At 66.0% G+C, this 21147-nt stretch carries 25 protein-coding genes and 1 tRNA gene; 13 read left to right on the top strand and 13 right to left on the bottom strand.

What is annotated here, in order from left to right; translation table 11 throughout:
* Window positions 1-22 precede the first annotated feature (22 nt).
* Together NO362_RS01085 and map are read right to left on the bottom strand one after the other, a co-directional pair.
* Window positions 23-634, bottom strand: a complete 612-nt coding sequence (locus NO362_RS01085; protein WP_256546651.1) for an HIT family protein — start codon at window positions 632-634, stop codon at window positions 23-25.
* A gap of 5 nt (window positions 635-639) precedes the next feature.
* Entirely contained in the window at window positions 640-1530 is an 891-nt protein-coding gene (gene map / locus NO362_RS01080) for a type II methionyl aminopeptidase (RefSeq protein WP_256545812.1), read from the bottom strand.
* 162 nt (window positions 1531-1692) lie between these two features.
* On the opposite strand from map, the gene NO362_RS01075 reads away from it, so the two are divergent.
* On the top strand, window positions 1693-2388 hold the full coding sequence (locus NO362_RS01075) for a metallophosphoesterase family protein (RefSeq protein WP_256545811.1): 696 nt from the start codon (window positions 1693-1695) through the stop codon (window positions 2386-2388).
* A gap of 42 nt (window positions 2389-2430) precedes the next feature.
* On the opposite strand, the gene NO362_RS01070 is transcribed toward NO362_RS01075, so the two are convergent.
* Complete coding sequence (locus NO362_RS01070; RefSeq protein ID WP_256545810.1) at window positions 2431-3087, bottom strand: alpha/beta hydrolase; 657 nt, start codon at window positions 3085-3087, stop codon at window positions 2431-2433.
* A complete protein-coding gene (locus NO362_RS01065) occupies window positions 3084-4139 on the bottom strand; it encodes a ring-cleaving dioxygenase (RefSeq protein WP_256545809.1) in 1056 nt (351 codons plus the stop codon). Before NO362_RS01065 ends, NO362_RS01070 begins: the two co-directional genes overlap by 4 nt.
* A 120-nt stretch (window positions 4140-4259) precedes the next feature.
* On the opposite strand from NO362_RS01065, the gene NO362_RS01060 reads away from it, so the two are divergent.
* The gene (locus NO362_RS01060; RefSeq protein ID WP_256545808.1) at window positions 4260-4646 is read left to right on the top strand and encodes a winged helix-turn-helix transcriptional regulator; all 387 of its coding nucleotides are present in this window, start codon (window positions 4260-4262) and stop codon (window positions 4644-4646) included.
* A gap of 61 nt (window positions 4647-4707) precedes the next feature.
* On the opposite strand, the gene NO362_RS01055 is transcribed toward NO362_RS01060, so the two are convergent.
* On the bottom strand, window positions 4708-5388 hold the full coding sequence (locus NO362_RS01055) for a DsbA family oxidoreductase (protein WP_256545807.1): 681 nt from the start codon (window positions 5386-5388) through the stop codon (window positions 4708-4710).
* Window positions 5389-5576: 188 nt separating this feature from the next.
* Between NO362_RS01055 and NO362_RS01050 the strand changes: the two genes are divergently transcribed.
* The 4 genes from NO362_RS01050 to NO362_RS01035 all read left to right on the top strand — a co-directional run bounded on the left by NO362_RS01050 (window position 5577) and on the right by NO362_RS01035 (window position 8865).
* Window positions 5577-6440, top strand: coding sequence for a hypothetical protein (locus NO362_RS01050; protein WP_256545806.1), 864 nt, complete (start codon window positions 5577-5579; stop codon window positions 6438-6440).
* A 168-nt stretch (window positions 6441-6608) separates the two neighbouring features.
* Complete coding sequence (gene icd, locus NO362_RS01045; protein ID WP_256289204.1) at window positions 6609-7871, top strand: isocitrate dehydrogenase (NADP(+)); 1263 nt, start codon at window positions 6609-6611, stop codon at window positions 7869-7871.
* 94 nt (window positions 7872-7965) lie between these two features.
* Entirely contained in the window at window positions 7966-8502 is a 537-nt protein-coding gene (locus NO362_RS01040; RefSeq protein WP_256545805.1) for a DUF5817 domain-containing protein, read from the top strand.
* 3 nt (window positions 8503-8505) lie between these two features.
* Window positions 8506-8865 (top strand): hypothetical protein, encoded by a 360-nt coding sequence (locus NO362_RS01035; protein ID WP_256545804.1) that lies wholly within the window; start codon window positions 8506-8508, stop codon window positions 8863-8865.
* A gap of 16 nt (window positions 8866-8881) precedes the next feature.
* Here the strand turns inward: NO362_RS01035 and hmgA are convergent, their stop codons facing one another.
* A complete protein-coding gene (gene hmgA / locus NO362_RS01030) occupies window positions 8882-10093 on the bottom strand; it encodes a hydroxymethylglutaryl-CoA reductase (NADPH) (protein WP_256545803.1) in 1212 nt (403 codons plus the stop codon).
* 175 nt (window positions 10094-10268) lie between these two features.
* Here hmgA and pyrF point away from each other — a divergent pair, with 175 nt between their 5' ends.
* From pyrF to NO362_RS01000, 6 genes are all read left to right on the top strand, one after another.
* Entirely contained in the window at window positions 10269-11081 is an 813-nt protein-coding gene (gene pyrF, locus NO362_RS01025) for an orotidine-5'-phosphate decarboxylase (protein ID WP_256545802.1), read from the top strand.
* A gap of 116 nt (window positions 11082-11197) precedes the next feature.
* Entirely contained in the window at window positions 11198-11329 is a 132-nt protein-coding gene (locus tag NO362_RS01020) for a hypothetical protein (protein ID WP_256545801.1), read from the top strand.
* 165 nt (window positions 11330-11494) lie between these two features.
* On the top strand, window positions 11495-11743 hold the full coding sequence (locus NO362_RS01015; protein ID WP_256289198.1) for a glutaredoxin family protein: 249 nt from the start codon (window positions 11495-11497) through the stop codon (window positions 11741-11743).
* Complete coding sequence (locus NO362_RS01010; protein WP_256289197.1) at window positions 11740-12273, top strand: cob(I)yrinic acid a,c-diamide adenosyltransferase; 534 nt, start codon at window positions 11740-11742, stop codon at window positions 12271-12273. Before NO362_RS01015 ends, NO362_RS01010 begins: the two co-directional genes overlap by 4 nt.
* 84 nt (window positions 12274-12357) lie before the next feature.
* A tRNA-Val gene (locus NO362_RS01005) sits at window positions 12358-12432 on the top strand.
* A gap of 474 nt (window positions 12433-12906) precedes the next feature.
* The gene (locus NO362_RS01000; RefSeq protein WP_256545800.1) at window positions 12907-13749 is read left to right on the top strand and encodes an ion transporter; all 843 of its coding nucleotides are present in this window, start codon (window positions 12907-12909) and stop codon (window positions 13747-13749) included.
* A 46-nt stretch (window positions 13750-13795) separates the two neighbouring features.
* On the opposite strand, the gene NO362_RS00995 is transcribed toward NO362_RS01000, so the two are convergent.
* Complete coding sequence (locus NO362_RS00995) at window positions 13796-14425, bottom strand: class I SAM-dependent methyltransferase (protein ID WP_256545799.1); 630 nt, start codon at window positions 14423-14425, stop codon at window positions 13796-13798.
* Between the two features lie 124 nt (window positions 14426-14549).
* A complete protein-coding gene (locus tag NO362_RS00990; RefSeq protein WP_121569926.1) occupies window positions 14550-15695 on the bottom strand; it encodes a cobalamin-independent methionine synthase II family protein in 1146 nt (381 codons plus the stop codon).
* A gap of 159 nt (window positions 15696-15854) precedes the next feature.
* Between NO362_RS00990 and NO362_RS00985 the strand changes: the two genes are divergently transcribed.
* Window positions 15855-16286, top strand: coding sequence for a universal stress protein (locus tag NO362_RS00985; protein WP_256289193.1), 432 nt, complete (start codon window positions 15855-15857; stop codon window positions 16284-16286).
* Here the strand turns inward: NO362_RS00985 and NO362_RS00980 are convergent, their stop codons facing one another.
* From NO362_RS00980 to NO362_RS00960, 5 genes are all read right to left on the bottom strand, one after another.
* On the bottom strand, window positions 16287-17498 hold the full coding sequence (locus tag NO362_RS00980; RefSeq protein ID WP_256546650.1) for an inorganic phosphate transporter: 1212 nt from the start codon (window positions 17496-17498) through the stop codon (window positions 16287-16289).
* A 376-nt stretch (window positions 17499-17874) separates the two neighbouring features.
* Window positions 17875-18483: a translation initiation factor IF-2 subunit beta gene (locus NO362_RS00975; RefSeq protein ID WP_121569924.1), complete on the bottom strand. Its 609-nt coding sequence runs from the start codon at window positions 18481-18483 to the stop codon at window positions 17875-17877.
* Between the two features lie 101 nt (window positions 18484-18584).
* On the bottom strand, window positions 18585-18887 hold the full coding sequence (locus NO362_RS00970) for a hypothetical protein (protein WP_256289184.1): 303 nt from the start codon (window positions 18885-18887) through the stop codon (window positions 18585-18587).
* A gap of 385 nt (window positions 18888-19272) precedes the next feature.
* Complete coding sequence (locus NO362_RS00965; RefSeq protein ID WP_256545798.1) at window positions 19273-20376, bottom strand: deoxyhypusine synthase; 1104 nt, start codon at window positions 20374-20376, stop codon at window positions 19273-19275.
* Window positions 20377-20451: 75 nt separating this feature from the next.
* Entirely contained in the window at window positions 20452-21147 is a 696-nt protein-coding gene (locus NO362_RS00960) for a bacteriorhodopsin (RefSeq protein ID WP_256545797.1), read from the bottom strand.

Below are 21147 nucleotides of genomic sequence, written 5' to 3'. Positions count from 1 at the left end.
TTTTTGCCTACCGCTCGGAGGGCTAAGTCGCTTCGGTCGCCAGATCGAAGTCGAGCCTGACGGCCCGCGTCGGCCCGTCGCTGTCACCTGACTCGCCTGCGGCCGTTCCGTCCGCCGCGTCAGCGTCGGCTGTCGCTGCCGGCAGCGACGCGAACGCCTCGTGCAGGCGGTCGTAGGTGTCTTCGAGCGCCTCGACGATCACCTTCGTGTCGCCGATGACGGGCATAAAGTTCGTGTCGCCGCTCCACCGGGGAACGAGGTGCGTGTGGACGTGATCGCCGATCGACCCGCCGGCGGCCTTTCCGCCGAGGTTCTCGCCGGCGTTCACGCCGTCAGGGTTGAACGCGGCGTCGAGGGCGTCGATCGCCGCCACTTTCAGCCGTGCGTGATCGAGCAGTTCCGCGTCGCGCAGGTCGCTCCACTCGCCCGTGTGGCGGTACGGGATGATCATCAGGTGTCCCGGGTTGTACGGGTAGTTGTTCAGGATCACGAAGGCGTGTTCGCTGCGGGCGACGATCCGGCTCTCCCGGTCGTCGTGACGCTCGGGCAGAACGCAGAACGGGCAGCCGTCGATGTCCTCGTTGCCGTTGCGCTCGACCCACTCGATCCGCCACGGTGCGAACACCTGGTCCATCTCGCTCACGCCGTCAGGTTCTCGTACCCGTCCTCGGTGACGACGACGGTGTGTTCGGCCTGGCTGACGAGTTCGCCGTCGTCCTCTTTCAGCACGGGATAGCCGTGGAGGACGCCCTGCTGTTCGAGCCGTGTGATGGCCATCTCAGCGCGCGGCTCGTCCAGCCAGCGCGCGGCGAACGGAAGGGTTCGGTACTCCTCTTTCACCTGTTCGAGGACCTTCCGCGCCGAGCGGTTCCGCACCGAGCGGTCGCGTTCGAGGCTGTAGATCTCCTCTTTCGAGCCCTCGGTGACCTTGCCGCGCCCGGTCGTCGCGAACGGTTCGATGGCGACGACGTCGCCGACTTCGAGTTCCACACCGCGGTCGGTGCCCCGGTTCGGGATCGTCGGGCCCGTGTGAGCGTCCCACTGCGCGACGCCGTGACCCGAGAGGTTCAGGACGGGCGTGTAGCCGTAGCCGCGGATCACGTCCTCGATCTCGCCGCCGACCACGCCAGTTTCGACGCCGGGTGCGACGGCGTCGAGTGCCGCGTCGAGCGCCTCCTCGGCGGCCTCGACGAGTTCCGGGTTCCCGGAGAGGTCGACGGTCACCGCCGCGTCGGCGATGTAGCCGTCGACGTGGACGCCGCAGTCCAGACAGACCATCCCGTCGTCGAATTCGGTCTCGTCGTCGCGGCCGGGCGTGGCGTGTGAGGCCTCCTCGTCGATGCTGATATTCACCGGGAAGGCGCACCCGTCTGCGAGTTCCTCGATGCGCGCCTCGGCGAACTCGGCGACTTCGAGGTGGGTGACGCCCGGTTCGACCTTTTCTGCGGCCTCGTCGAGGACCTGCCGGAGGACCGATCCGGCCTCCCTGTACTTCGCTAGCGTCTCCTCGTCGAGAGGTCCGTCGCTCATACCCGAACAGTTGGTCGAACGTCTCAAAGAGGTTCCGGACCCGCCGATCCGACCGGCGAAAGGCGTCCCACAGTAGCGCCAAGGCCAACGCGTGACTATATAGCTCACACCGAGAATACTAGCAACCGTTTACAGGCCTCCCGACAGTTCACGGCACGAACGATGACCGAGCCACAGTTCGCCGCGGCTGTCGACCACGAACACCTGGACGTCAGCGAGTGGGACGACGTCTACGTCGTCGGCGACGTCCACGGCTGCCGAGCGGACCTGGAACGACTGCTCAGAAAACTCGAAGTGACCGACGACGACCTCGTCGCGTTCGTCGGCGACCTCGTCCGGAAAGGCCCCGACAGCAAGGGCGTACTCGACCTCGTCCGCGAGTCGGCGAATATGGTGACCGTCCGCGGCAACAACGAGGAGAAACTCCTCCGCGGCTCGAAGTCGCTCGCGGCGCTCACCGACGAGGACCTCGAGTGGATCGCCGACCAGCCGGTCGCTCTCTCGTGGGAGGACACGCTCGTCGTCCACGGCGGCGTCGACCCCCGGAAGTCGCTCGCCGACCACGACGTCGACGACCTCCAGAACTTCCGCTCGCTGTCGTCGGGCTACGAGCGACCGTTCTGGTGGGAGGTCTACGAGGGCCCCGACCGCGTCTTCTTCGGGCACACGCCGCTGGCCGCGCCCGTCGTCCGCGAGCACGCCGTCGGCCTCGACACCGGCTGTGTCTACGGCAACGAACTCACCGCCTACGACTGGCGGAACGACGAGTTCGTCACGGTCTGCCCCGAGGAGACGGTCCAGTCCCGAAAGGAGTCGAAGTGGGTCCGCCCGCAGCAGACCACGATCGCTGCCGACTGATCGACGGCCGACCGACGAGAGATTGCCGCTCGCGCCTGTCTCTCACTCGACGATGCCCGCGACGAGTTCGTCGAGGTACTCGATCTCCTCCTCGAAGATTCCGTGGCCACGACCCTCGTAGCGGTCGAATCGGACGTCGGCGCCCAGTCGTTCGAACACCTCGACGGTCTCCTCCGCGCGCGACATCGGAATGTGGGGGTCGTCGTCGCTGACGCCGAGGAAGAACGGCATTCCGTCGACGTCGCCCTCGTAGTCGAAGTCGGTCCCCTCCTGACCGATCAGTCCGCCGGAGAGCAGCACGAGTCCGCCGTACCGCCGCGGCGTGCGCGCCACGAACTCCGAGACGAGACACGCGCCCTGTGAGAATCCGACCAAGATCACCTTTTCAGCCGGGAGCCCGCCCGACCGGGCTTCTTCGACGGCGCGTTCGAGGTGCGACAGCGCCGAGTCGAGGTGGGGCTGATTCCGCTCGATCGGCGCGACGAACCGGTTCGGATACCAGGTGCCGCGCTGGGCCTGCGGCGCGACGTAGTGAACGCCGTCGTGGTGGAACTCCTGGGCGAACTGGAGCATCCCGTCGGCTCGCGCGCCTCGCCCGTGGACGAGGACGACGGCGGCGTCGGCCTCCGCAGGCGATGCGCCGGCGGTCTGAATCGGCTGCCCCGCGTGCGGGTCCTCGGAATCGGCGGGTCGGCTCATCGGCACTCACCACCGTCGGTCACTGTGGCTTCACCATCCTCGTCAGTCGTCGGTGCCCCGCTCCCCTCGTCGCTCACCGTTGTCTCACTCCCCTCGTCGTTCGCCGCCGTTTCATCGGCGTCGCCGAGCGACGGCAGCGCCGCTTCGATCCGCTCGCGCTCGTCTTCCAGCCACGACGGGAGCTTGAGTTCCGAGCCGAGTTCCACGACCGACTCGTCGGCCGTGAACCCCGGCCCGTCGGTCGCGATCTCGAAGAGGATGCCACCGGGTTCGCGGAAGTAGATCGACCGAAAGTACTGCCGGTCCTTCTGCGGCGTCACGAATTGTCCAGCATCGGAGAGGCGCTCGCGCCAGGCCATCTGTTCGTCCTCGTCGGCCGCGCGGAACGCGACGTGGTGGACGGTGCCGACGCCGGGGCGACCCCGTGGCGGCCCGCGGCGAAGCACGTCGACGACGGTCGCGCGATCCCCACAAGCGGCGTAGCGGACCCGCTCTGCACCGTCGTCGGGGTCGGGCTCCGAGTCGACGCGGTCGAAGCCGAGCACGTCGAGGACGTTCGCCGTCGCGTCCGGTTCCTCGGAGTGTAGCGTCACGCCGAAGAAGCCGCGAATCGCGCGGTCGGCTGGAACGGGGCCGTCCGCCCACGGTTCGATCGGCGACTCGGCCTCGACGAGTTCGAGGGGTTGCCCGTGAGGGTCCTCGAAGGGGAGCACGCCCGCGCCGAAGCGCGTCTGCCGGTCGTGGACAGTCGCGTCGCTGGCGTCGAGCCGATCGGCCCAGTAGTCGAGGCTCCCCTCGGGTACGGCGAACGCCGTTGCGACCGCCTGCCCGCGGCCGGGACAGCCCTGCCGCGCGCCCTCGAAGGGGAAGAACGTCAGCGCTGTGCCCGGGCTGCCCGTCTCGTCGCCGTAGTAGAGGTGATACGTCGTGGGATCGTCGAAGTTGACCGTTCGCTTGACGAGGCGAAGTCCGAGAACCTCGGTGTAGAAGTCGAGGTTCTGCTGCGGATCGCCGGCGACGGCCGTGACGTGGTGAATACCTGTAGTCTTCATAGTGAGTGATGCAGCGTACTGCCGAACGGATGTCGCTCTCGGCAGGTATCGCTCTGTTACCTACTATAGAGGCGAAACCATTTGTACCTTCGCGGACGAAAATGTCACCAGGTGACGTCTGTGTCCCCAGAACCCGACGAGAAATACGACGAGGAGGCCTGCTCGGTGATCGACTCGCTGGAACAGATCGGTTCGCAGTGGCGACTCATCGTCCTGCACGACCTTCAGGACGGCGAGAAGCGCTTCAACGAGCTCAAGCGCTCGACGGACGCCAGTTCGCGGACGCTCTCGCGCGTCCTCGACGACCTCCAGGAACTGGGATTCGTGAACCGGCGGCTCGAAGAGGACGCGCCGGTCGCGACCTACTACTCGCTGACGCCGAAGGGACGCTCGCTGTGTCCGGTCTTCGACGAGATCGAGTCGTGGGCCGACGAGTGGCTGCACGCGACGCCGACCGGCGAGGACCCTGCTGCCGTCGCCCTTGACGGTGGCTCTGCAGACGAGTAGGGGACCGAGACCGCGGCAGCAACGCTTCTGTTCTCGCTTCTCTCAATTCTTCACCACCTGCTTACGCGCCCTCGACGAGCCGTCGGAGTTGCTCGGGCGGGACGGCACCGCGGGCGGCGTAATCGTCGTACACGAACGCCGGAACGCCCGTAATCCCGGCTTGTTGCGCGTCGCGGAAGCGTTCGCGAAGCCGGCCCCGCCGCTCCTCGTCGGCAAGCGCGTCGCGGACGAATTGGGCTTCGACACCGACCTCGTCTGCGAGGTCGAGCAGCACGTCCTCCTCGCCGATGTCGCGCCCCTCGTGCCAGAGTGCGGCGAAGACCGCCTCGTCGAACGCGAGCCACGTCTCGTAGTCGTACGTCTCGCGGACGGCGACCGAGACCAACTGCGCCGGCAACGAGTCCACGTCGGTCGCGATGTCGAGTTCCATCTCCTCGGCCCCGTACTGGTCGCGGAGTCTCCGCACGTTCTCTTTCGCCTGTTCGTAGTACTCGTCGTCTTTGCCGTCGTCGGCCTCGTAGTCGATCGTGCCGTCCGGGCGCCGTTTGCTCGATCGAAGGTCGAACGGTCGCCAGTCGATCCGGAGCGGCTCGTCGCGCTCGGCCTGATACTGTGAGAGGGACTGCCGGCCGAGATAACAGAACGGGCAGACGTAATCGGAGTAGATTGTGATCTCCGCGAGCGCGTCCGTCTCGGTATCGATTTCGCTGCTGGCACTGTCGTCGGTGTCGGACTCGGTCATCTCGTTCGCATCGTGGAGGCGCGCGCACAAGAAGCGTCTGATGGCGAGACCGGTGACGCGACACGGCTCCGCGCGTTCGTGGCGGATGTACGTGCTCGTGAAGGGGTGTACTGCACGTTCGCACGCGGTGAGAAAGGTGTCGTGAAACAGTACAAATACGGTGCCCGAGATGAAATCCCCGGTCGGTGATGAGAGACCAGGACTTTCTGGCATCCGACTGGGATTACTGTCTGGTGTTGGATGCGTGCCGCTACGACGTCTTCTCTGAGGTCTACGAGGAGTATCTCGACGGGACGGTCGAAAAGCGCTGGAGCGTGGGCTCGTCGACGCCCGAGTGGGCCTACCGGACGTTCACCGACCACCACGACATCGCGTACTTCTCCGGGAATCCGTTCATCAACGATCTCGGCATCCCACTGAACGAACTCAAGTGGGGGGCCAGTTGTGACTACGAGTGGACCGCCAACGAACACATCAGCGACATCGTCGACGTCTGGAAGCACGGGTGGGACGAGAGCCTCGGGACGGTCCCGCCAGAGAGTCTCGAAGCGTCGCTCGAAGAACGACGCGACCTCGTCGCCCGCAACGAGCGCACCGTCCTCCACTATATGCAGCCGCACGCGCCGTATCTCTCCCGTGGCGCGGGGCAGAAACTCAAGCAGATCCAGAAGGGGATCCGTCGACAGGAAGAGGCGGTCGAAAACGGCGACGACGCCGAGGGCGGACCTATCGAGTCGCTCGGCCAGACGATCCGCCCGCGGATCGAGAGCGTTCTCGAAGGCAGCGAACTCGCACAGAAAGCCGGTCTCTGGCTCGAACTCGACCCCACCGAACTCGTCCAGAACGGGACGCGGGAGGCCGCCCTCGAACTCTACGAGGAGAACCTCCGCATCGCGCTCGAAGTCATCGCAGACCTAGTTCCGAAACTCGACGGGACCGTCGTCGTCACCGCCGACCACGGCGAGGCATTCGGCGAGGAAGGCGTCTGGGAGCACCACATCGAGACGCACATCCCGCCGCTGATGGAAGTCCCCTGGCTCGTCGTCGAGTAACGAAAACAGACGCGGAAGTGCGCACGGAAACTGGAGCGGAACCGGCGAACTGACGCTGACGATGGGGAATCTCCCGTTTTTCCGTGTATGATTGCTGCTGGCAAGTTCTGCTTCTGGAAAGCGATAACGGCAGTAATTTACGACAGGTGCGGAAAGTAGCTGATGTTTATGAGCTACGACCAGATCGAAGCCCCCGAGACGGGCGAGAAGATCACGCTTGCCGACGAGGAGACCGGCGAGCTGAACGTCCCCGACACCCCGATCATTCCGATCATCCACGGCGACGGGATCGGAACCGACGTTGGTCCCGCCGCCCAGAAGGTACTCGACGCCGCCGCAGAGGCGACCGGTCGCTCTGTAGAGTGGATGCGCGTCTACGCCGGCGAGTCCGCCCGCGAGAAGTACGGTGAGAACCTCCCCGACGACACCGTGAACGCGATTCGCGAGCACCGCGTCGCGATCAAAGGCCCGCTCACGACGCCCGTCGGCGCCGGCTTCCGCTCGCTGAACGTCGCGCTCCGCAAAAAGCTCGACCTCTACGCGAACGTCCGCCCGACCTACCACATCGACGGCGTCCCCTCGCCCGTCAAAGACCCCGCGGCGATGGATATGGTCACGTTCCGTGAGAACACAGAAGACGTCTACGCCGGCATCGAGTGGGAAGCCGGAACCGACGAGGTAGAGCAGGTAAAGGAATTCGTCGAAGACGAGATGGGCGAAGACGACGTGATCCACGACGGCCCCGTCGGGATCGGCATCAAACCCATCACGGAGTTCGGGACGAAGCGACTCGTCCGCGAGGCCATCGACTACGCACTCGAGAACGACCGCGACACCGTCACGCTCGTCCACAAGGGGAACATTATGAAGTTCACCGAGGGCGCGTTCCGTGACTGGGGCTACGAGGTCGCCGAAGAGGAGTACGACGACGGCGTCATCACCGAGGACGAACTCTGGGAGGAGTACGACGGCGAGGCACCCGCGGACACGCTGGTCGTCAACGACCGCATCGCGGACAATATGCTCCAGCAGCTTCTGACCCGGACCAGCGAGTACGACGTCATCGCGACGATGAACCTCAACGGCGACTATATGTCCGACGCGGCCGGCGCACAGATCGGCGGCCTGGGCATCGCGCCGGGCGCGAACTTCGGTGAGGGCCTCTGTCTGGCAGAGCCGGTCCACGGCTCCGCACCCAAGTACGCCGGCGAGGACAAGGTGAACCCGACGGCGATGATCCTCTCGGGCCGCCTGATGTTCGAGTACATCGGCTGGAAGGACGCCGGCGAACTCATCCGCGACGCCGTCGAGAAGACGATCTCCGAGGGCGACGTCACCTACGACCTCCACCGGCAGATCGAGGGCGGCACGAAGCTCGCGACCTCCGAGTTCGCCGAGAAGGTCGTCGAGAACATCGAAGAGCTGGCGTAAGCGCCGCTCGACGCACGGTTTCGGATCTCTTCTGTATTTTTCCTCGACGCCGCCGAGCCGAAGGTTCAAATCCGATCACGAGGAACTCCGGAGTATGTACGCCGTCGTCGGCTGCACCGACTGCGAGCACCTCTGGCTCCTAAAGGACGCACGAGCCGCCGAGACGGCCACGTGTCCGCGGTGCGGGCGGACTCATCAGACGAAGAAGCTCCGCCGGTTCGTCGAGGAGGACGACCGCGAGGCGGCCCGACAGGCGCGGGCGGCCCTGCTCGCGAAGCAGGGCGGCAACAGCGAGGCGTTCGCCGAGACCGCACACGTCGCCGAGATGGAGCGCGAGATCGACGACAGCGGCGTCGACGACGCCGAGTACCTCGAAGGGTCCGGTCTCGACGCCGACGAAGTCGAGGCTGCCGGCGAGCGCGCCTCGCAGGGGACACACGCCGGCTCGTCCGGAAGTCAGATCGACGTCGTCCGCGACGCCCTCCGCGAATGCGACGCCCCGACCGCAGACGACATCGCGGCGTACGCGGACGAGCGGGGCGTCCCGGGCGAGAAGGCCCGCGAACTACTGAGCAAACTGACCCGACGCGGCGAGGCATCCGAGTCGCGGGGGACGTACCGCCTCCTCTGAGCGATGGGTGGAACGCGCTCGGATCTCGTCGGTACGATCGCTCGCGCGGTCGTCGTGGGGTGCTTCGTCGCCGGCGGCGTCTTCGCGCTCGTCACCCGCCAACTCGTGTTCGCCGGCGTCGCCTTCCTCGCCGGGCACACGATTCTGGCGGCCGCGGCGGTGATCCAGGGACAGCGTCGCCGGGGCGTCGGGCTGTCGCTCTCGGGCATCGGCTGGCTCGCCCTCTCGATCGGACTCGGAGTCGGCAGCGGGACAGCGGCCGGTGCGGAGACCGCGCTCCCGGAGACGCCGCTGGTCGCCGTTGGATTCGGACTCGTGGCCGTCGGGATGCTGCTTCTCCTCGGGCCGTTCGGCGGCGACTGACCGAGAGCGGGCGTCGTTACCGGCCCAGTTCGGCGTGGGCACTGGAGAGATGCCGCGATGCGAGCGCCGAGAGCAGCGAGAGTTCGCCCGCGAGCGCGCCGACCGCGATGTACTCCGCGAGCGCGTCGGCGTTCGAGCCCGCCGGGTCGCCGCCGCCGCGGACGCCCAGCACGTCGAGTGCTTCGGCCTGTGTCGGGAGCTTCGTCCCGCCGCCGACCGTTCCGACCTCCAGCGACGCCAGCGACACCGAGAGATAGAGGTCGCCGTCGCGCTCCTCGGCGGTCGTGATGGCGTTCGCCCCCTCGACGACCTGAGCTTCGTCCTGGCCGGTCGCGAGGAACATCGCGGCGACGACGTTCGCGACGTGGGCGTTGAAGCCGAGACTGCCGGCCTTCGCCGAGCCGACGAGGTTCTTTCGCGTGTTCAGCTCCGCGATGGCGCCGGGCGTCGTGTGGAGGCGGTCTTCGACGACGTCACGCGGGATCGTCACGTCGGCCGTGACGCTCCGGCCGCGCCCTTCGACGGCGTTGATCGCGGCGGGCTTCTTGTCGGTGCAGAGGTTCCCCGACAGGGCGACGAGGTCCGCGCCGGTCTCGGACTCGACGACCTCGCAGGCAGCCTCGGTGGCGATCGTGGCCATATTCATCCCCATCGCGTCTTTCGTGTCGTAGCGGAAGCGGAGGTAGACGGAGTTGCCGACGACGTACGGTGTCACGTCCAGGAGTTCGCCGTGGCTCGTCGTCGACTCGGCCGCCTCGACGAGCGCGTCGGTGTTGTCGCGGACCCACGAGACGAGCGCTTCGGCCTCGACGACGTCGGCGACGCGGAAGACGGGCGCGCGCGTCATCCCAGACTTGAGGACGCGCGCGTTCGCGCCGCCCGCCTGCGAGAGCACCGAACAGCCGCGGTTGACGCTCGCGAGCAGCGCGCCCTCGGTCGTCGCCAGCGGGAGGTACGTCTCGCCGCCGGCCGCGCCGCCGTCGACCGACACGGGGCCGGCGACGCCGATCGGGACCTGCACGGTCCCGAGCATATTCTCGATGTTCGACTCCGCGCGCTCGGCCGGGAAGCCGTAGTTTCCGACGGCGTCGAGCGAGGCGTCGGTGTCCGATTCGACGACGAGTCGACGTGCCTCGGTGGCGGTGTCGGCGTCGGCGTGGTCGTCCAGTTCGTGGAGTCGAAGCTCCCCCTCGCGGACCCGCGCGGCGAGGTCAGCGGCGTCAGTCATACGCTCTCATTCCGCGGGGGCTCCCTAACGGTTTCCGATTCACCGATCCCGGGGGGAAGGTTGGGTTCACCTGTGACCCCATCCTACGGATTCGCCGTATCGCTCGCCCGCCTACGCTGACAACAGGCCGCACCCGAAGGGAAACCTACTCGTCCCCCGCAAGACAGCATCAGATATGACCGCGCCGTTCTTCGAGCGACTCGCAGACCGCATCGAGCGGGTCGACAGCGTCGTTTCCGTCGGTCTCGACGCCGACCGCTCGCGACTCCCCGACCATCTCCTCGAGAAGGACCTCCCGCAGTGGGCGTTCAACCGTCGCATCATCGACGAGACGCACGAGTACGCCGCCTGTTACAAGCCGAACGCGGCGTTCTACGAGAGCGCGGACGGCTGGCTCGCGCTCCGCGAGACGATCGCCTACGCGAAGGGCAAGGGCGTCCCGGTTCTCCTGGACGCAAAGCGCGCCGACATCGGGAACACGACGCGCCAGTACGCGCAGTTGCTCGACGAGGTCGACGCGATCACGGTCAATCCGTATATGGGTCGGGACTCGCTGCAGCCGTTCCTCGACCGCGAGGACAAAGGCGTGTTCGTGCTCTGCCGCACCTCGAATCCCGGCGGAGCCGACCTCCAGGACCTCGAACTCGCCTCCGGAGAGGCGGTCTACGAACGGGTCGCCGCGCTCGCGGACCTGTGGAACGAACACGGGAACGTCGGCCTCGTCGTCGGCGCGACCGCGCCCGAGGAACTGGAGTCGATCCGCGAACAGGTCCCCGACCTCCCCTTCCTCGTGCCCGGAATCGGCGCACAGGGCGGCGACGCCGAGGCGGCCGTCGAACACGGCTTAGCCGACGGCGTCGGCCTCGTGAACTCCTCGCGCGGCATCATCTTCGCCGGAGAGGATGAGGGCGAGGCGTTCGCGAAGGCGGCGGGAGACGCCGCTCGTCGGCTCCAGCGACGACTGAACCAGTACCGCGGCAGCGACTGACGGTGCCGCGCTGAACCGGCGACTGGTGATGCTGCGCTGATAGGGAGTACCGTACGTCCGCATAGAGTCTCGCCGGACGGTACGGCGAGAATCTCCGAACAGTTACGATAACCCCTATGAGCGGCTGTGGAACGCTATCGGAACCCCGGAACGTCGCCGGAGGCGTCGTCCTCGGCGAACACGTCCTCTCGGCCCTCCGGATCCGCGCAGTGAACGCACACGCCGCGATCCTGGTCGAAGTGCACTGAACAGACTGCCGCGCCGCACCGGTGGCAGGTGTACTCCGCCTCCCGCTGTTCGCACACCTGACAGACACCCGTCACGCTCATACGTGCGCGTACGCGGCGCACCCACTTCAGTCGGGGGTGTGGTCACGAGCAAATCTCTTTGGTCCAGCGCCCGCAAGGGACCGTATGAGCATCACGCTGTACGCGCTCGACGGCTGTCCCTTCTGTGAGGCAGTCCACGACGCGCTGCAGGAACACGACGTCGCGTACGAGACCGAGTGGGTCGACGCGCTGCACTCACAGCGCAACGAGGTCAAGCGCGTGAGTGGCCAGCGCGTCGTGCCCGTCCTCGTCGACGACGAACGCGGCGTCACGATGAACGAGAGCCAGAACATCGAAACCTACATCGAGCGTACGCTCGCCTCGAACCAATGAAGATCTACACCGGCCGCGGCGACGACGGGATGACCGACCTGCGGGATATGTCGCGCGTCGCGAAGACGAGTCCGCGAATCGAGGCTTACGGCACCGTCGACGAGGCCAACGCGCTCATCGGGACCGCCCGCCCGACTGGCTACGACGACGTCGACGAGACGCTCGAACGAATCCAGAACCACCTCCACGTCGTGCAGGCGGACTTCGCGAACCCGAATCCCGACGAGGACGACCCCGTCGTGACCGAGGCGCACGTCGACGAACTGGAGGACGCGATCGACGAGGCCGACGCGGAACTCGACCCACTGGAGTCGTTCATCCTCCCGGGCGGGAGCGAAGCCGGCGCGACGCTCCACCACGCGCGCGCCGTCGCGCGCCGGGCTGAACGGCGCTCGGTCGCGCTCGCCGCCGACGACCCCGTCAACAGCGAGGCGATCCGGTATCTCAATCGGCTCTCGGACGCGCTGTTCGTCCTCGGACGCCTCGTCAACGCCCGCGACGGCGTTCCAGAGGAGTCGCCCACGTACTGACGGGTCGACGCGGTCGCGGCCGGTTCGCTGGCAACGCCGCGAAGAAGAACGCTTAAGTCCAGCCACGCGGAAGAATCGAGGCGCGGGTCGGTGGTCTAGTCCGGTTATGACGGCTCCTTCACACGGAGCAGGCCGGCGGTTCGAATCCGCCCCGACCCATTTTCGTGGCGCAACGCGACGAGCGGAGCGAGGAGCCAGCGCCACGAAGTGGGCACGCGGATTCGAACCCAGCGAGACGACCGGAGGGAGTCTCGCGCGGTTCCGAATCCGCCCCGACCCACTTCTGACGAACCGCACCGACGAACGGTAGTGAGGAGTCCGTTCGTCGAAGTGGACACGCGGATTCGAGCCAGGGAGGTCGCGCGCAGCGAACGAAGTGAGTGAGCACGTCCGACCGAGGTTCACAACCCGCCCCGACCCACTTTCTGACGGTACAACCCGACGAGCGTAGCGAGGGTCGAACTGGCTACTCGGATCGAACTGGGCAGAACCCTCGGCGTCCTATGAGGAGACCGGTACTGCGAGTCAGCCTGTGTCTTGCGGCCGGTTCCTGCGCATCGGTGGGTCGCAAAAACACGCTCGCGAGAATCGAGGACGGCCGCCCATTATAATGGGGTAGCAACTACACATCCTATGGACAGCGACGCGTCGGTGCCGGGTGAGGGGCGCCCCCGGCAGTTGGTACGGTTCTATCTCCTGGATCACGAAACTGCGCCGGGGAAGGCCATCGACATCGCGCTGCTGGGGCTGAATCTGGTGTTCGTCGCCATCTTCATCGTCGAGACGTACCCGATCTCTGCAGGATTCCGTCCACTGCTGTGGAATCTCGAAATCGGGATCGCGCTGGTGTTCGGGATCGAGTACGTCCTCCGACTCTACGGCGCGCGCGACCGCGTCGCGGAGTTCTTCAACGGCTATACGATGGTGGACCTGATCGCCATTCTGCCGACGCTCTCGGTCGTGCTCCTGCCGGTGTCGCTCGGCGCGTTGAACATCGGCTTTCTGCGCGTGCTTCGGGTGATTCGCGTGCTCCGGTTCTACCGGTTCACGCGGGACGCGGAGTTCTTCTTCGGGACGGTCTCGGACAACACGCTGCGCGCGATGAAACTTCTTCTGACGATTCTCGTCCTGCTTTTCGCCTCCGCCGGTCTGTTCTACAGCGCCGAGAGCGGCGCGAATCCGAACGTCGAGACGTTCGGCGACGCCTTCTACTACACCGTCGTCACTCTCTCGACGGTCGGCTTCGGCGACATCGTCCCGGTGACACAGCCAGGACGCTGGGTGACAGTGGGATCGATTCTGGCTGCCATCATCGTCATCCCGCGGCAGGCCAGCAAGATTCTCAAAGAGTGGACCTCCAGAGAGAAGGTCAACGTCAGGTGTCCGAACTGCGGGCTGGAGTATCACGACCCCGACGCCTCACACTGCAAGGCGTGCGGACACGTCATCTACCAGGAAGCGGACTCACGGGAGTGACGTCCGGCCGTCGTCTCCTGACTGCGCCGACGGCCTGCGACGTCGCCTACCGCGTCGCCTTGATGCCGACGAACGAGCCGTCGCCGTACCCCTCCTCGACCGGTTCGGGACCGTCGATCTCCTCTATCCACTGGTAGATCGTCTGCACGAACTCGAAGTCGGTGAACCCCGCTGCGTCCAGCGCGTCCATGACTTCCGCAGTCGAGACGAACGTGGCGTCGCGGTAGAACGGATTCTGTTCTTTCGTCTCCTGGTAGATCTCGCCGACCGAGCTGTTCTTGTCGATGAAGCCGATCACGAGCGAGCCATCGGCGTCGAGAACGCGCTCGGCTTCCGACAGCGTCTGCGGGATGTCGTCGACGAAACAGATCGTCGTCACGAGCAGGGCGGTGTCGAACGCATCAGTCGTGAACGGGAGCGCCTCGGCGACGCCGCGAACCACGCTGATACCGCGGTCGCGGGCATACTCGAGCATCTCGCCGGCGGGATCGATCCCGACGTCAATTCCCAACGGAGCGGCGAAGCGCGCGCTCCCGACGCCGATTTCGAGGCCGTAGCCCTCCGTCGGTACGAGCCGTCCCAGCGCCTCCAGTTCGGAGCGATAGACGTCCGGGTGCTCGTCGAACCATCCCTCGTACCGCTCGGTGTGGGTCTCGAACGGTTCCGATGTGGGCATACGAGGCGGTACGTGCTGTGACGACATAAGAGCGGATGAACGGAGCGACGTGGCGTGAGGTCGGTCGTGGTCGACCTGCGGACGGGTCGGCCGCGACGGTCTTAGCAGAGCTGGTCGGACGGTTCTAGAACAAGCGGTCGGTGGCGACCGCAGCGCCCTCGACGAGGGCTTCGAGCTTCTTCCAGGCGATGTCGGGGTGGACCATCGCGAGACCGGCTTGGGTGTCGAAGCCGCAGTCCGGCGCGGCGACGATCCGCGTGGGGTCGTCGACGGCGGTAGCGACCCGCTCGATCCGGTCGGCGACGACTTCGGGGTGTTCGACGACGTTCGTCTTCACGTCGATCACGCCCGGGATGAGCGTCCAGTCGTCGGGCAGGGGGTGCTCGCGGAACACCCGATACTCGTGCTGGTGGCGGGGATTGGCTTCCTCGATGGAGAGCCCGCCGATGTCGAGGTCGTAGAGGATCGGGATGAGCTCTTCGAGGGGCTTGTCGCGGTGGTGGGGTCCCTCGTAGCTCCCCCAGCAGGTGTGGACGCGGAGCTGCTCGTCTGGGATGTCCTTCGTGGCTTCGTTCAGCGCCTCGACGTGCATCCGAACGATCGGTTTGAGTTTCTCCACTGGTCGGTCGCCGAAGCCGCGGTGGCCCGTCGTCAGCAGGTCGGGGGCATCGAGTTGGAGGGTCGCGCCCGTCTCGGCGATGAGCTCGTACTCTTTTTTCAGGGCGTCGCCGACCACAGAGAGGAACTCCTCGTGGGAGTCGTAGTAGTCGTTGACGAGGGTGGCGGCCGCGACGCCCGGCGAGGCTGCCGTCAGGAACGTTCCCTCGAAGTCGTACTCGCCGGCGTCGAGCAGTTCGAAGAACGTATCGATCTCCTCGTGTGCGGCTTCCTCGCCGATGTATTCGACGGGGCCGGTGACCGACGGCTGCTTTGTGAGGTCGATCCCCTCGGCGTGGAACGCGTCCTCGGCGTACTCGGGGAAGTCCGCGAGATCGTCCCACAGCGGGGCGTCACGGGTGTCGCCGATGCCCGAGAGCCTGTTCGCGACGTACCAGTTGAACGAGACCCGAGGCTGCTCGCCGTTGTTGACGATGTCGAGGCCGACGTCGGCCTGCCGCTGGATGACCGTCTCGGTCGCATCGACGACGGTCTGGTGCCACTCCTCCTCGTCGACGGCGTCACCGTCCTGGCGCTTTTTCAGGAGTTCGAGGAGCTTCGGCGTTCGAGGCAGGCTTCCGATGTGGGTCGTCAGGATGCGGTCGACGGTCATTCGTTGTGGAAATACACCATCTCGGACGTAATATGATTTGTGCTATTATAATCGAAAAAAGTATGCTTATAAGTTATATCCAACCGCGAGCGCCCACCAGATGCGTGGTGCCCGCGAGCGGATGTCAAACGACTTGACGTTCGGTCACAGAGTAGCCGTATGGCTCCATCCCACGTGCTGGTTCCGCTGGACGGCTCGCCACTGGCCGACGACGCACTCGTCCACGCACTCGAGACGTTCGACTGTACCGTGACCGTACTCAACGTTGTCACGCCGGTGGACAGTTCGATGAGCGAGAGTGGCATCGTGGAAACTGGGGAAGAACGGGAAGAAACCGCCCGCGAGCGCGCCCAAACTCTCATCGACCGCGCGAAACGACAAGCCGAACAGGCAGGCTACGATGTCGACACGGCTATCGAGACGGGCAAGCCCGCCGACACGATCCTCCAGTTCGCTGAAAACCACGCGGTCGACCACATCGTGATGGGTGGTCACGGCGGCGATAGACACAAACTCACCCGCCGACTCCTCGGTACTGTCGCGACTGATGTCGTCGGTGGCGCACCTGTGACAGTCACCGTCGTCCGGTGACTACGCCCCGAGAACGGTGGCAAATGCCCGATAGAGCCCGAATCCGATCGCTGTCGACGAGGCCAGCGTGATGAACCAAAACACCACTGTGACGCCGATTTTCCGGCGGGAGACGCCTGCTTTCCCACCCGCGAGGCCAGCACCGATGACGCCGCTGATGATGATGTTGTTGAACGAAATCGGGATGCCCAGGGTGATCGCCACCTGCGCGATGATGAACCCGGGTACCAGCGCCGCAATCGAGCGGCGCGTGCCCAACTGGGCGTACTCACGGGACGTGGCCTGCAGGAGTCGCGGTGCGCCCATCCACGCACCACCGAGAATGCCGACCGCGCCGAGTGCGAGCAGCGCGATTCCTGGGACGCCCAGTTCTACGGAGTAGAGGTTCTCCAGCGGGCCAGTGGCGAGTCCGACCTGACTGCCACCACTGGAGAAGGCGACGACGCTTCCGAGAAGCACGAGAAACGTCTTGATACCGCGATCCACCGAGTCCTGCGTCCGCTGCCGGATGAACCGAAAGCTCACTGCTGCGACCAAGAGCGTCACGAGGAGCTCCCCGGCCGTCTGCAGCACTGCGGAGTCGACGAGTAGTCGCACTATCCCGGCGATCGTGCCCTGCTGGTCACCGGCGGGTGCGGGGATGACACCGAGCGGAATGTTTGCCACGATCGCTCCGACGACGGCTGCCAGAAGCGGGACCCCGAGCGTCTCTGGGATGTCGTCGCGCCGGAGAACCTTCGCGGTCAGGTAGGCCAATCCGCCGGAGATCGGCGGAACGAGCACCCAGAAGAGGGCGATGCGCTGATAGGTGCTGTAGACGGGATCCCCACCCAGTGAGAGCCCGACGCCGACCATCGCGCCTGTCGTCGCGAACGCGGCCGGGACCGGGTATCCCGAATACACTCCGAACGCCATGAAGCCAGTCGCCGTCAGCAGGCCAGCTATCGCGCCGAGAGAGGTAATCTGTGCGTTAGCTACCAGCCCCGAGCCGACCGTCGCGGAGATGCTTCCTCCCTGCGTCAGTGCCCCCAGTGCGGCGAGGATCCCGATGAGGAACGCGGCTTTCATCGTCGAGATGGCTTGCGCACCAATCGCGGGCGCAAACGGTGGCGAGTTGCTGTTCGCGCCGAGGGTCCACGCCGTCACCAGGCTGGTGACCGTTGCGAGTGCGACGAGAATCCAAAACACCAGTCCGGCGACGCCGACCGTCATCTCAGTGCCACCCTGCGAGTTCGTGCCGACCCTCGTCGCCAGCGTGACGAGGCACGGTGACACATCCTCGGGCGTTGTCCATACCTACACTCCGTATTGCCTGCAGCATAAACGTTCAGCGCTCTTGGCAGGACGACCCCATCGGAACTACCGCCGAGAGACAGTACCCTCCCTCGGGAGCAAACAGACGTGATTCGCTTACGCCCGTTTACGCCACTTGGCAACTATACAGATCGAAAGCTGGCCTCGGCACTCATAGGGTTCGTCGTCGCCGAGCGCCACCCCGGCTCGGAACGGTGCCGTCGTCATCGGCCGGTCGGCTATAGCGAGAGGAGTTCAAAGAGCGTTGCGAGGCCGCGACGAAACGTACCGTCTCTCAGACCACACGCGCGAACGCGAGCGTCCCACTGGTCCGCTCTACGAGTGCGCGGACGGTCTGGCCCTCGCGCGCGCCGGAGACGAAGATCGTGAATTTGCCTTTCTCGGCGACGCCGTCGCCCTTGCGGCCGGTACCGGTGATCTCCAGTTCGTAGGTCGTTCCTTCTTCGACGGCCGGACCGGACTGCGATTGCGTCTTCGCGGCACCCTTTTGGACGGGGCGGAACGCACCACAGGCCTCACAGCGGAGCATATCGACGCCGTCCTCGGTGACGAGTCGGGTGTCCGGCAGGCCACACTCCGTACAGGTGACGTACTCGGCGACGTACTCGTCGATGGCGGCCTCGAAGTCCGCGACGCTAAACGAACCGTTGTACCGCGCGCGGTCGTCGTCGAGCTGGCCGTTCGTCCCGAGTTCGCGCTGGACGTTCCGGTGGACGTGCTCGACGTCGCGGCCGAGTGCGTCGGCGATCTCGCCGAGGTTCGTCAGGCGTGTGAACGCGCCGTCTGTCTCGCCTTCGGGGTCCGGTACTCGAAGTCGGGACTGCTCTTGGTTTCGCTCCGGGAGTTCATCGAGCGCCCGGTCGAGAGAATCAGCGTAGTCCATACGCCTCAAAATGGACGGGGCCGTATAGCCGTTCCGTGTGTCGGATTCGCGAACGAGGGCGATTCGCGGTCGGGTGACCGTGTGGGTTCCGCTGTCTGTCGCTACGCCTCGCCGGGAGCGATGACGACTTGATTCTCCTCGTCGACGAGGTTCGCCAGGCGTGCCGTCGCGTCTGCGTCGAACTGCCGCTGGCAGCGCTCGACCCACGCGCCGTCTGTCGCGCGGAACGCCGTCGTGCTGTCGGGTTTCGCAGTCGCCGCGTCGCGCTCGCCGGGTCGCGGCCGCCCTGCTGTCGGACGGTTTTCGGTGGTCGCTCCGGCCGCGCTCGTGCTCTCGGTCGTCGCGGATCGGTCGGTCTGTCGGTCTGTGCGCTTCGTGCGTGTGTGTCGGACGTGTGTGCTCACTGGTTTCGGGTCGGATTCGGCGATCGATCGTACGGCGATACGCGGGTCGAAAACGAGTCACTCGCGTACGCGTACGAGGGGCATACGAGCACCGTTGGCCCTGATCATAATAAATGTTAATGTATGATCGAATGCTGCGGCGATCACATCGATGGACCGAGAGGGGATTCGGTCCGGACAGATCACCCCCGACCGTGTTAGTTCATACTGTCGGACAGAACTATGTGAAAATTATCGGCATCCCGTGGGTGCCAATATGATTCACGAACTTCTGTCCGACAGTATCACTCGTCCTGCTGTGACACCTCGTCCCGTCTGAGGCACCTTCGGGGGCACTTCATCCCCCACGGTACCGAGAACGTCCACACCGCTATATCCGACCGTATCAGAAGTCGCGCTCGGCTGCCCGCTCGCGGGCCGCGGCGACGACGAGCGGAAGCGTGATCGTCGCGTCACCGACGACAGTCGCGTTCCGCGCCGACTTCTCCAGTTTCCCCCACGAGCGCGCCTCGTCGAGGGTCGCGCCCGAGAGCCCGCCGGTGTGGTCGGGATCCATCGTCAACTGGACCGCGTAGTCGTAGGCGTCCGGAATCGTCAGCATCGTCTGGAGGACGTAGTTCTTCGGCACGCCGCCGCCGACGACCATCGCGCCCGCCCGGTCGGCTTCGAACGCCAGATCCGAGAGGTGCGTCATATCGCCGAGCGCGTCCAGCCCGAAATCGGAGGTCTGTGAGTAGATCCACGCCTGGATTCCTAACACGGAGTCCTGGATGGCCGGGCAGTAGACCGGCACGTCGTTCTCGTAGGCTGCGGCGGCGATGCCGGCGTCCTCGTCGACGTCGCGTTCCGCGTTCTGCTCGGCGTTCGCGCGCCCGAGTTCGGCGGTGAACTCCTGGATCGACACCTGCCGTTCGACCGCCGGGAAGACGTTGTCGCGGAGGTGGGACTCGAACAGCGCGAAGTGCTCTTGCGGCAGGTAGACGTTGTAGATCCGGTCGACGCCCTCGTCGCGGAGGTGCTCGTCGTGTTCGCGCGGCGTCTCGCCCGTCGGTTCGGCGTCGGCCGCGGCCGGATGCGGATCGTGCGGCTCCGCCCGACCGTGGTGGTGCTTGCCGCCGATCGCCTCGATGGCGTCGTGCGTGAGGTTCGCGCCGGTCGTCACCAGCGCGTCGATGTGGCCGTCGCGGATCAGATCGACGACGATCTGGCGCATTCCGGCGGGCACCATCGCGCCGGCGAGCCCGAAGAAGTTCGTCACCTCCTCGCGGCCGAGCATCTCCGCGTAGACGTCGACCGCGCGGTCGACAGTCGCCGCGCCGATGCCGGCCTTCCCGTACTCGGTGGCGAGGTCGCCGACGGTCATCCCGCTGCGGACCTGCGCGTGTCCGATCGGCGCTTCGTGGAACTCCTCGCGGTGTGGTGTGTGGGCGTCTTCGCCGTCGGATCCCGCCTCCGACTCGTCTGTGCCGTGCTCGTGCTCGTCGCTCATACCGAGTCGTGTGCGATCCGATCGGTTATGCTTCGCGATCCGGACGAGCGCGGTACAAAAGCGTTCGCGCCGGCGTCAGTCCGCGTTCACGCTCATATCGGTCGCCGACCCCGTGAGCGCCGACATTCCGCGGACCGCGACGGCGACGAAGCCGACCTTCGAGACGAGGTCGAGATACGTCAGCACGAGCACCTGCGTGTCGGGGAGCAGCAGTCCGACGCCCGTCGGCGCGAGGAGCCACACGACGGGATAGAGCGTCCAGACGACGACTGTGAGGTTTCGGAGCGTCGTGAACGACGCCGCCTGCCGGGGCGTATCGAACGACGCCCGCCGCGGGAGCGTCCACACGAGGAGCGCGACCAAGACGAGGTACGCCACCGTGCCGACGCCGAAGAACGCGTAGCCGACGACGCCGCCGAGCGCAGTCGCGGCGACGCCCGCGAGGACGACGACTGCGTCGACGACGACCAGCGCCCCGAGGACGCGGCTGCCCGGTTGCGAGAGCAAGCCGAGATACAGCACCATTAGCGGCGTCGTCAGGAGCCAGTCGCCGTAGCGGACGACCTCGATGGCCGTCCCGCCCACCTCGACGATCCCGTATCCGAGCGCCATCGCCAGATAGGCGAGCGCCGCGATGCCGGTCACGCCGAAGAGGACCGCCGAGAGGTGCCGGTTCTCGTCGTTGGTCAGCAACTGGTACGCCGTCGGGATCGTTCCCGCGGTCATCCCCGCGAGGCCGAGCCACAGCCAGACCGTCGTGTCGATCTCCAT

Origin of the sequence: Halobellus inordinatus, assembly GCF_024498335.1 — an archaeon.
GTDB lineage: Archaea > Halobacteriota > Halobacteria > Halobacteriales > Haloferacaceae > Haloquadratum > Haloquadratum inordinatus.
Note: the sequence above shows the minus strand (reverse complement) of the source record. Positions and strands in the feature narration are given on the sequence as shown.

What these genes read in the sequence shown, in the direction of transcription:
- NO362_RS01075 (WP_256545811.1), top strand. Translation starts at nt 1,693, where the DNA reads ATGACCGAGCCACAGTTCGCCGCGGCTGTCGACCACGAACACCTGGAC.
- pyrF (WP_256545802.1), top strand. Translation starts at nt 10,269, where the DNA reads ATGACCGCGCCGTTCTTCGAGCGACTCGCAGACCGCATCGAGCGGGTC.
- NO362_RS01010 (WP_256289197.1), top strand. Translation starts at nt 11,740, where the DNA reads ATGAAGATCTACACCGGCCGCGGCGACGACGGGATGACCGACCTGCGG.
- NO362_RS00965 (WP_256545798.1), bottom strand. Translation starts at nt 20,376, where the DNA reads ATGAGCGACGAGCACGAGCACGGCACAGACGAGTCGGAGGCGGGATCC.
- NO362_RS01040 (WP_256545805.1), top strand. Translation starts at nt 7,966, where the DNA reads ATGTACGCCGTCGTCGGCTGCACCGACTGCGAGCACCTCTGGCTCCTA.
- map (WP_256545812.1), bottom strand. Translation starts at nt 1,530, where the DNA reads ATGAGCGACGGACCTCTCGACGAGGAGACGCTAGCGAAGTACAGGGAG.
- NO362_RS00990 (WP_121569926.1), bottom strand. Translation starts at nt 15,695, where the DNA reads ATGACCGTCGACCGCATCCTGACGACCCACATCGGAAGCCTGCCTCGA.
- NO362_RS01020 (WP_256545801.1), top strand. Translation starts at nt 11,198, where the DNA reads ATGAGCGGCTGTGGAACGCTATCGGAACCCCGGAACGTCGCCGGAGGC.
- NO362_RS00960 (WP_256545797.1), bottom strand. Translation starts at nt 21,147, where the DNA reads ATGGAGATCGACACGACGGTCTGGCTGTGGCTCGGCCTCGCGGGGATG.
- NO362_RS01055 (WP_256545807.1), bottom strand. Translation starts at nt 5,388, where the DNA reads ATGACCGAGTCCGACACCGACGACAGTGCCAGCAGCGAAATCGATACC.
- NO362_RS01065 (WP_256545809.1), bottom strand. Translation starts at nt 4,139, where the DNA reads ATGAAGACTACAGGTATTCACCACGTCACGGCCGTCGCCGGCGATCCG.
- NO362_RS00995 (WP_256545799.1), bottom strand. Translation starts at nt 14,425, where the DNA reads ATGCCCACATCGGAACCGTTCGAGACCCACACCGAGCGGTACGAGGGA.
- NO362_RS01035 (WP_256545804.1), top strand. Translation starts at nt 8,506, where the DNA reads ATGGGTGGAACGCGCTCGGATCTCGTCGGTACGATCGCTCGCGCGGTC.
- NO362_RS01050 (WP_256545806.1), top strand. Translation starts at nt 5,577, where the DNA reads ATGAGAGACCAGGACTTTCTGGCATCCGACTGGGATTACTGTCTGGTG.
- NO362_RS01085 (WP_256546651.1), bottom strand. Translation starts at nt 634, where the DNA reads ATGGACCAGGTGTTCGCACCGTGGCGGATCGAGTGGGTCGAGCGCAAC.
- NO362_RS01070 (WP_256545810.1), bottom strand. Translation starts at nt 3,087, where the DNA reads ATGAGCCGACCCGCCGATTCCGAGGACCCGCACGCGGGGCAGCCGATT.
- NO362_RS01015 (WP_256289198.1), top strand. Translation starts at nt 11,495, where the DNA reads ATGAGCATCACGCTGTACGCGCTCGACGGCTGTCCCTTCTGTGAGGCA.
- NO362_RS00985 (WP_256289193.1), top strand. Translation starts at nt 15,855, where the DNA reads ATGGCTCCATCCCACGTGCTGGTTCCGCTGGACGGCTCGCCACTGGCC.
- NO362_RS01000 (WP_256545800.1), top strand. Translation starts at nt 12,907, where the DNA reads ATGGACAGCGACGCGTCGGTGCCGGGTGAGGGGCGCCCCCGGCAGTTG.
- NO362_RS00980 (WP_256546650.1), bottom strand. Translation starts at nt 17,498, where the DNA reads ATGACGGTCGGCGTCGCCGGACTGGTGTTTTGGATTCTCGTCGCACTC.
- icd (WP_256289204.1), top strand. Translation starts at nt 6,609, where the DNA reads ATGAGCTACGACCAGATCGAAGCCCCCGAGACGGGCGAGAAGATCACG.
- hmgA (WP_256545803.1), bottom strand. Translation starts at nt 10,093, where the DNA reads ATGACTGACGCCGCTGACCTCGCCGCGCGGGTCCGCGAGGGGGAGCTT.
- NO362_RS00975 (WP_121569924.1), bottom strand. Translation starts at nt 18,483, where the DNA reads ATGGACTACGCTGATTCTCTCGACCGGGCGCTCGATGAACTCCCGGAG.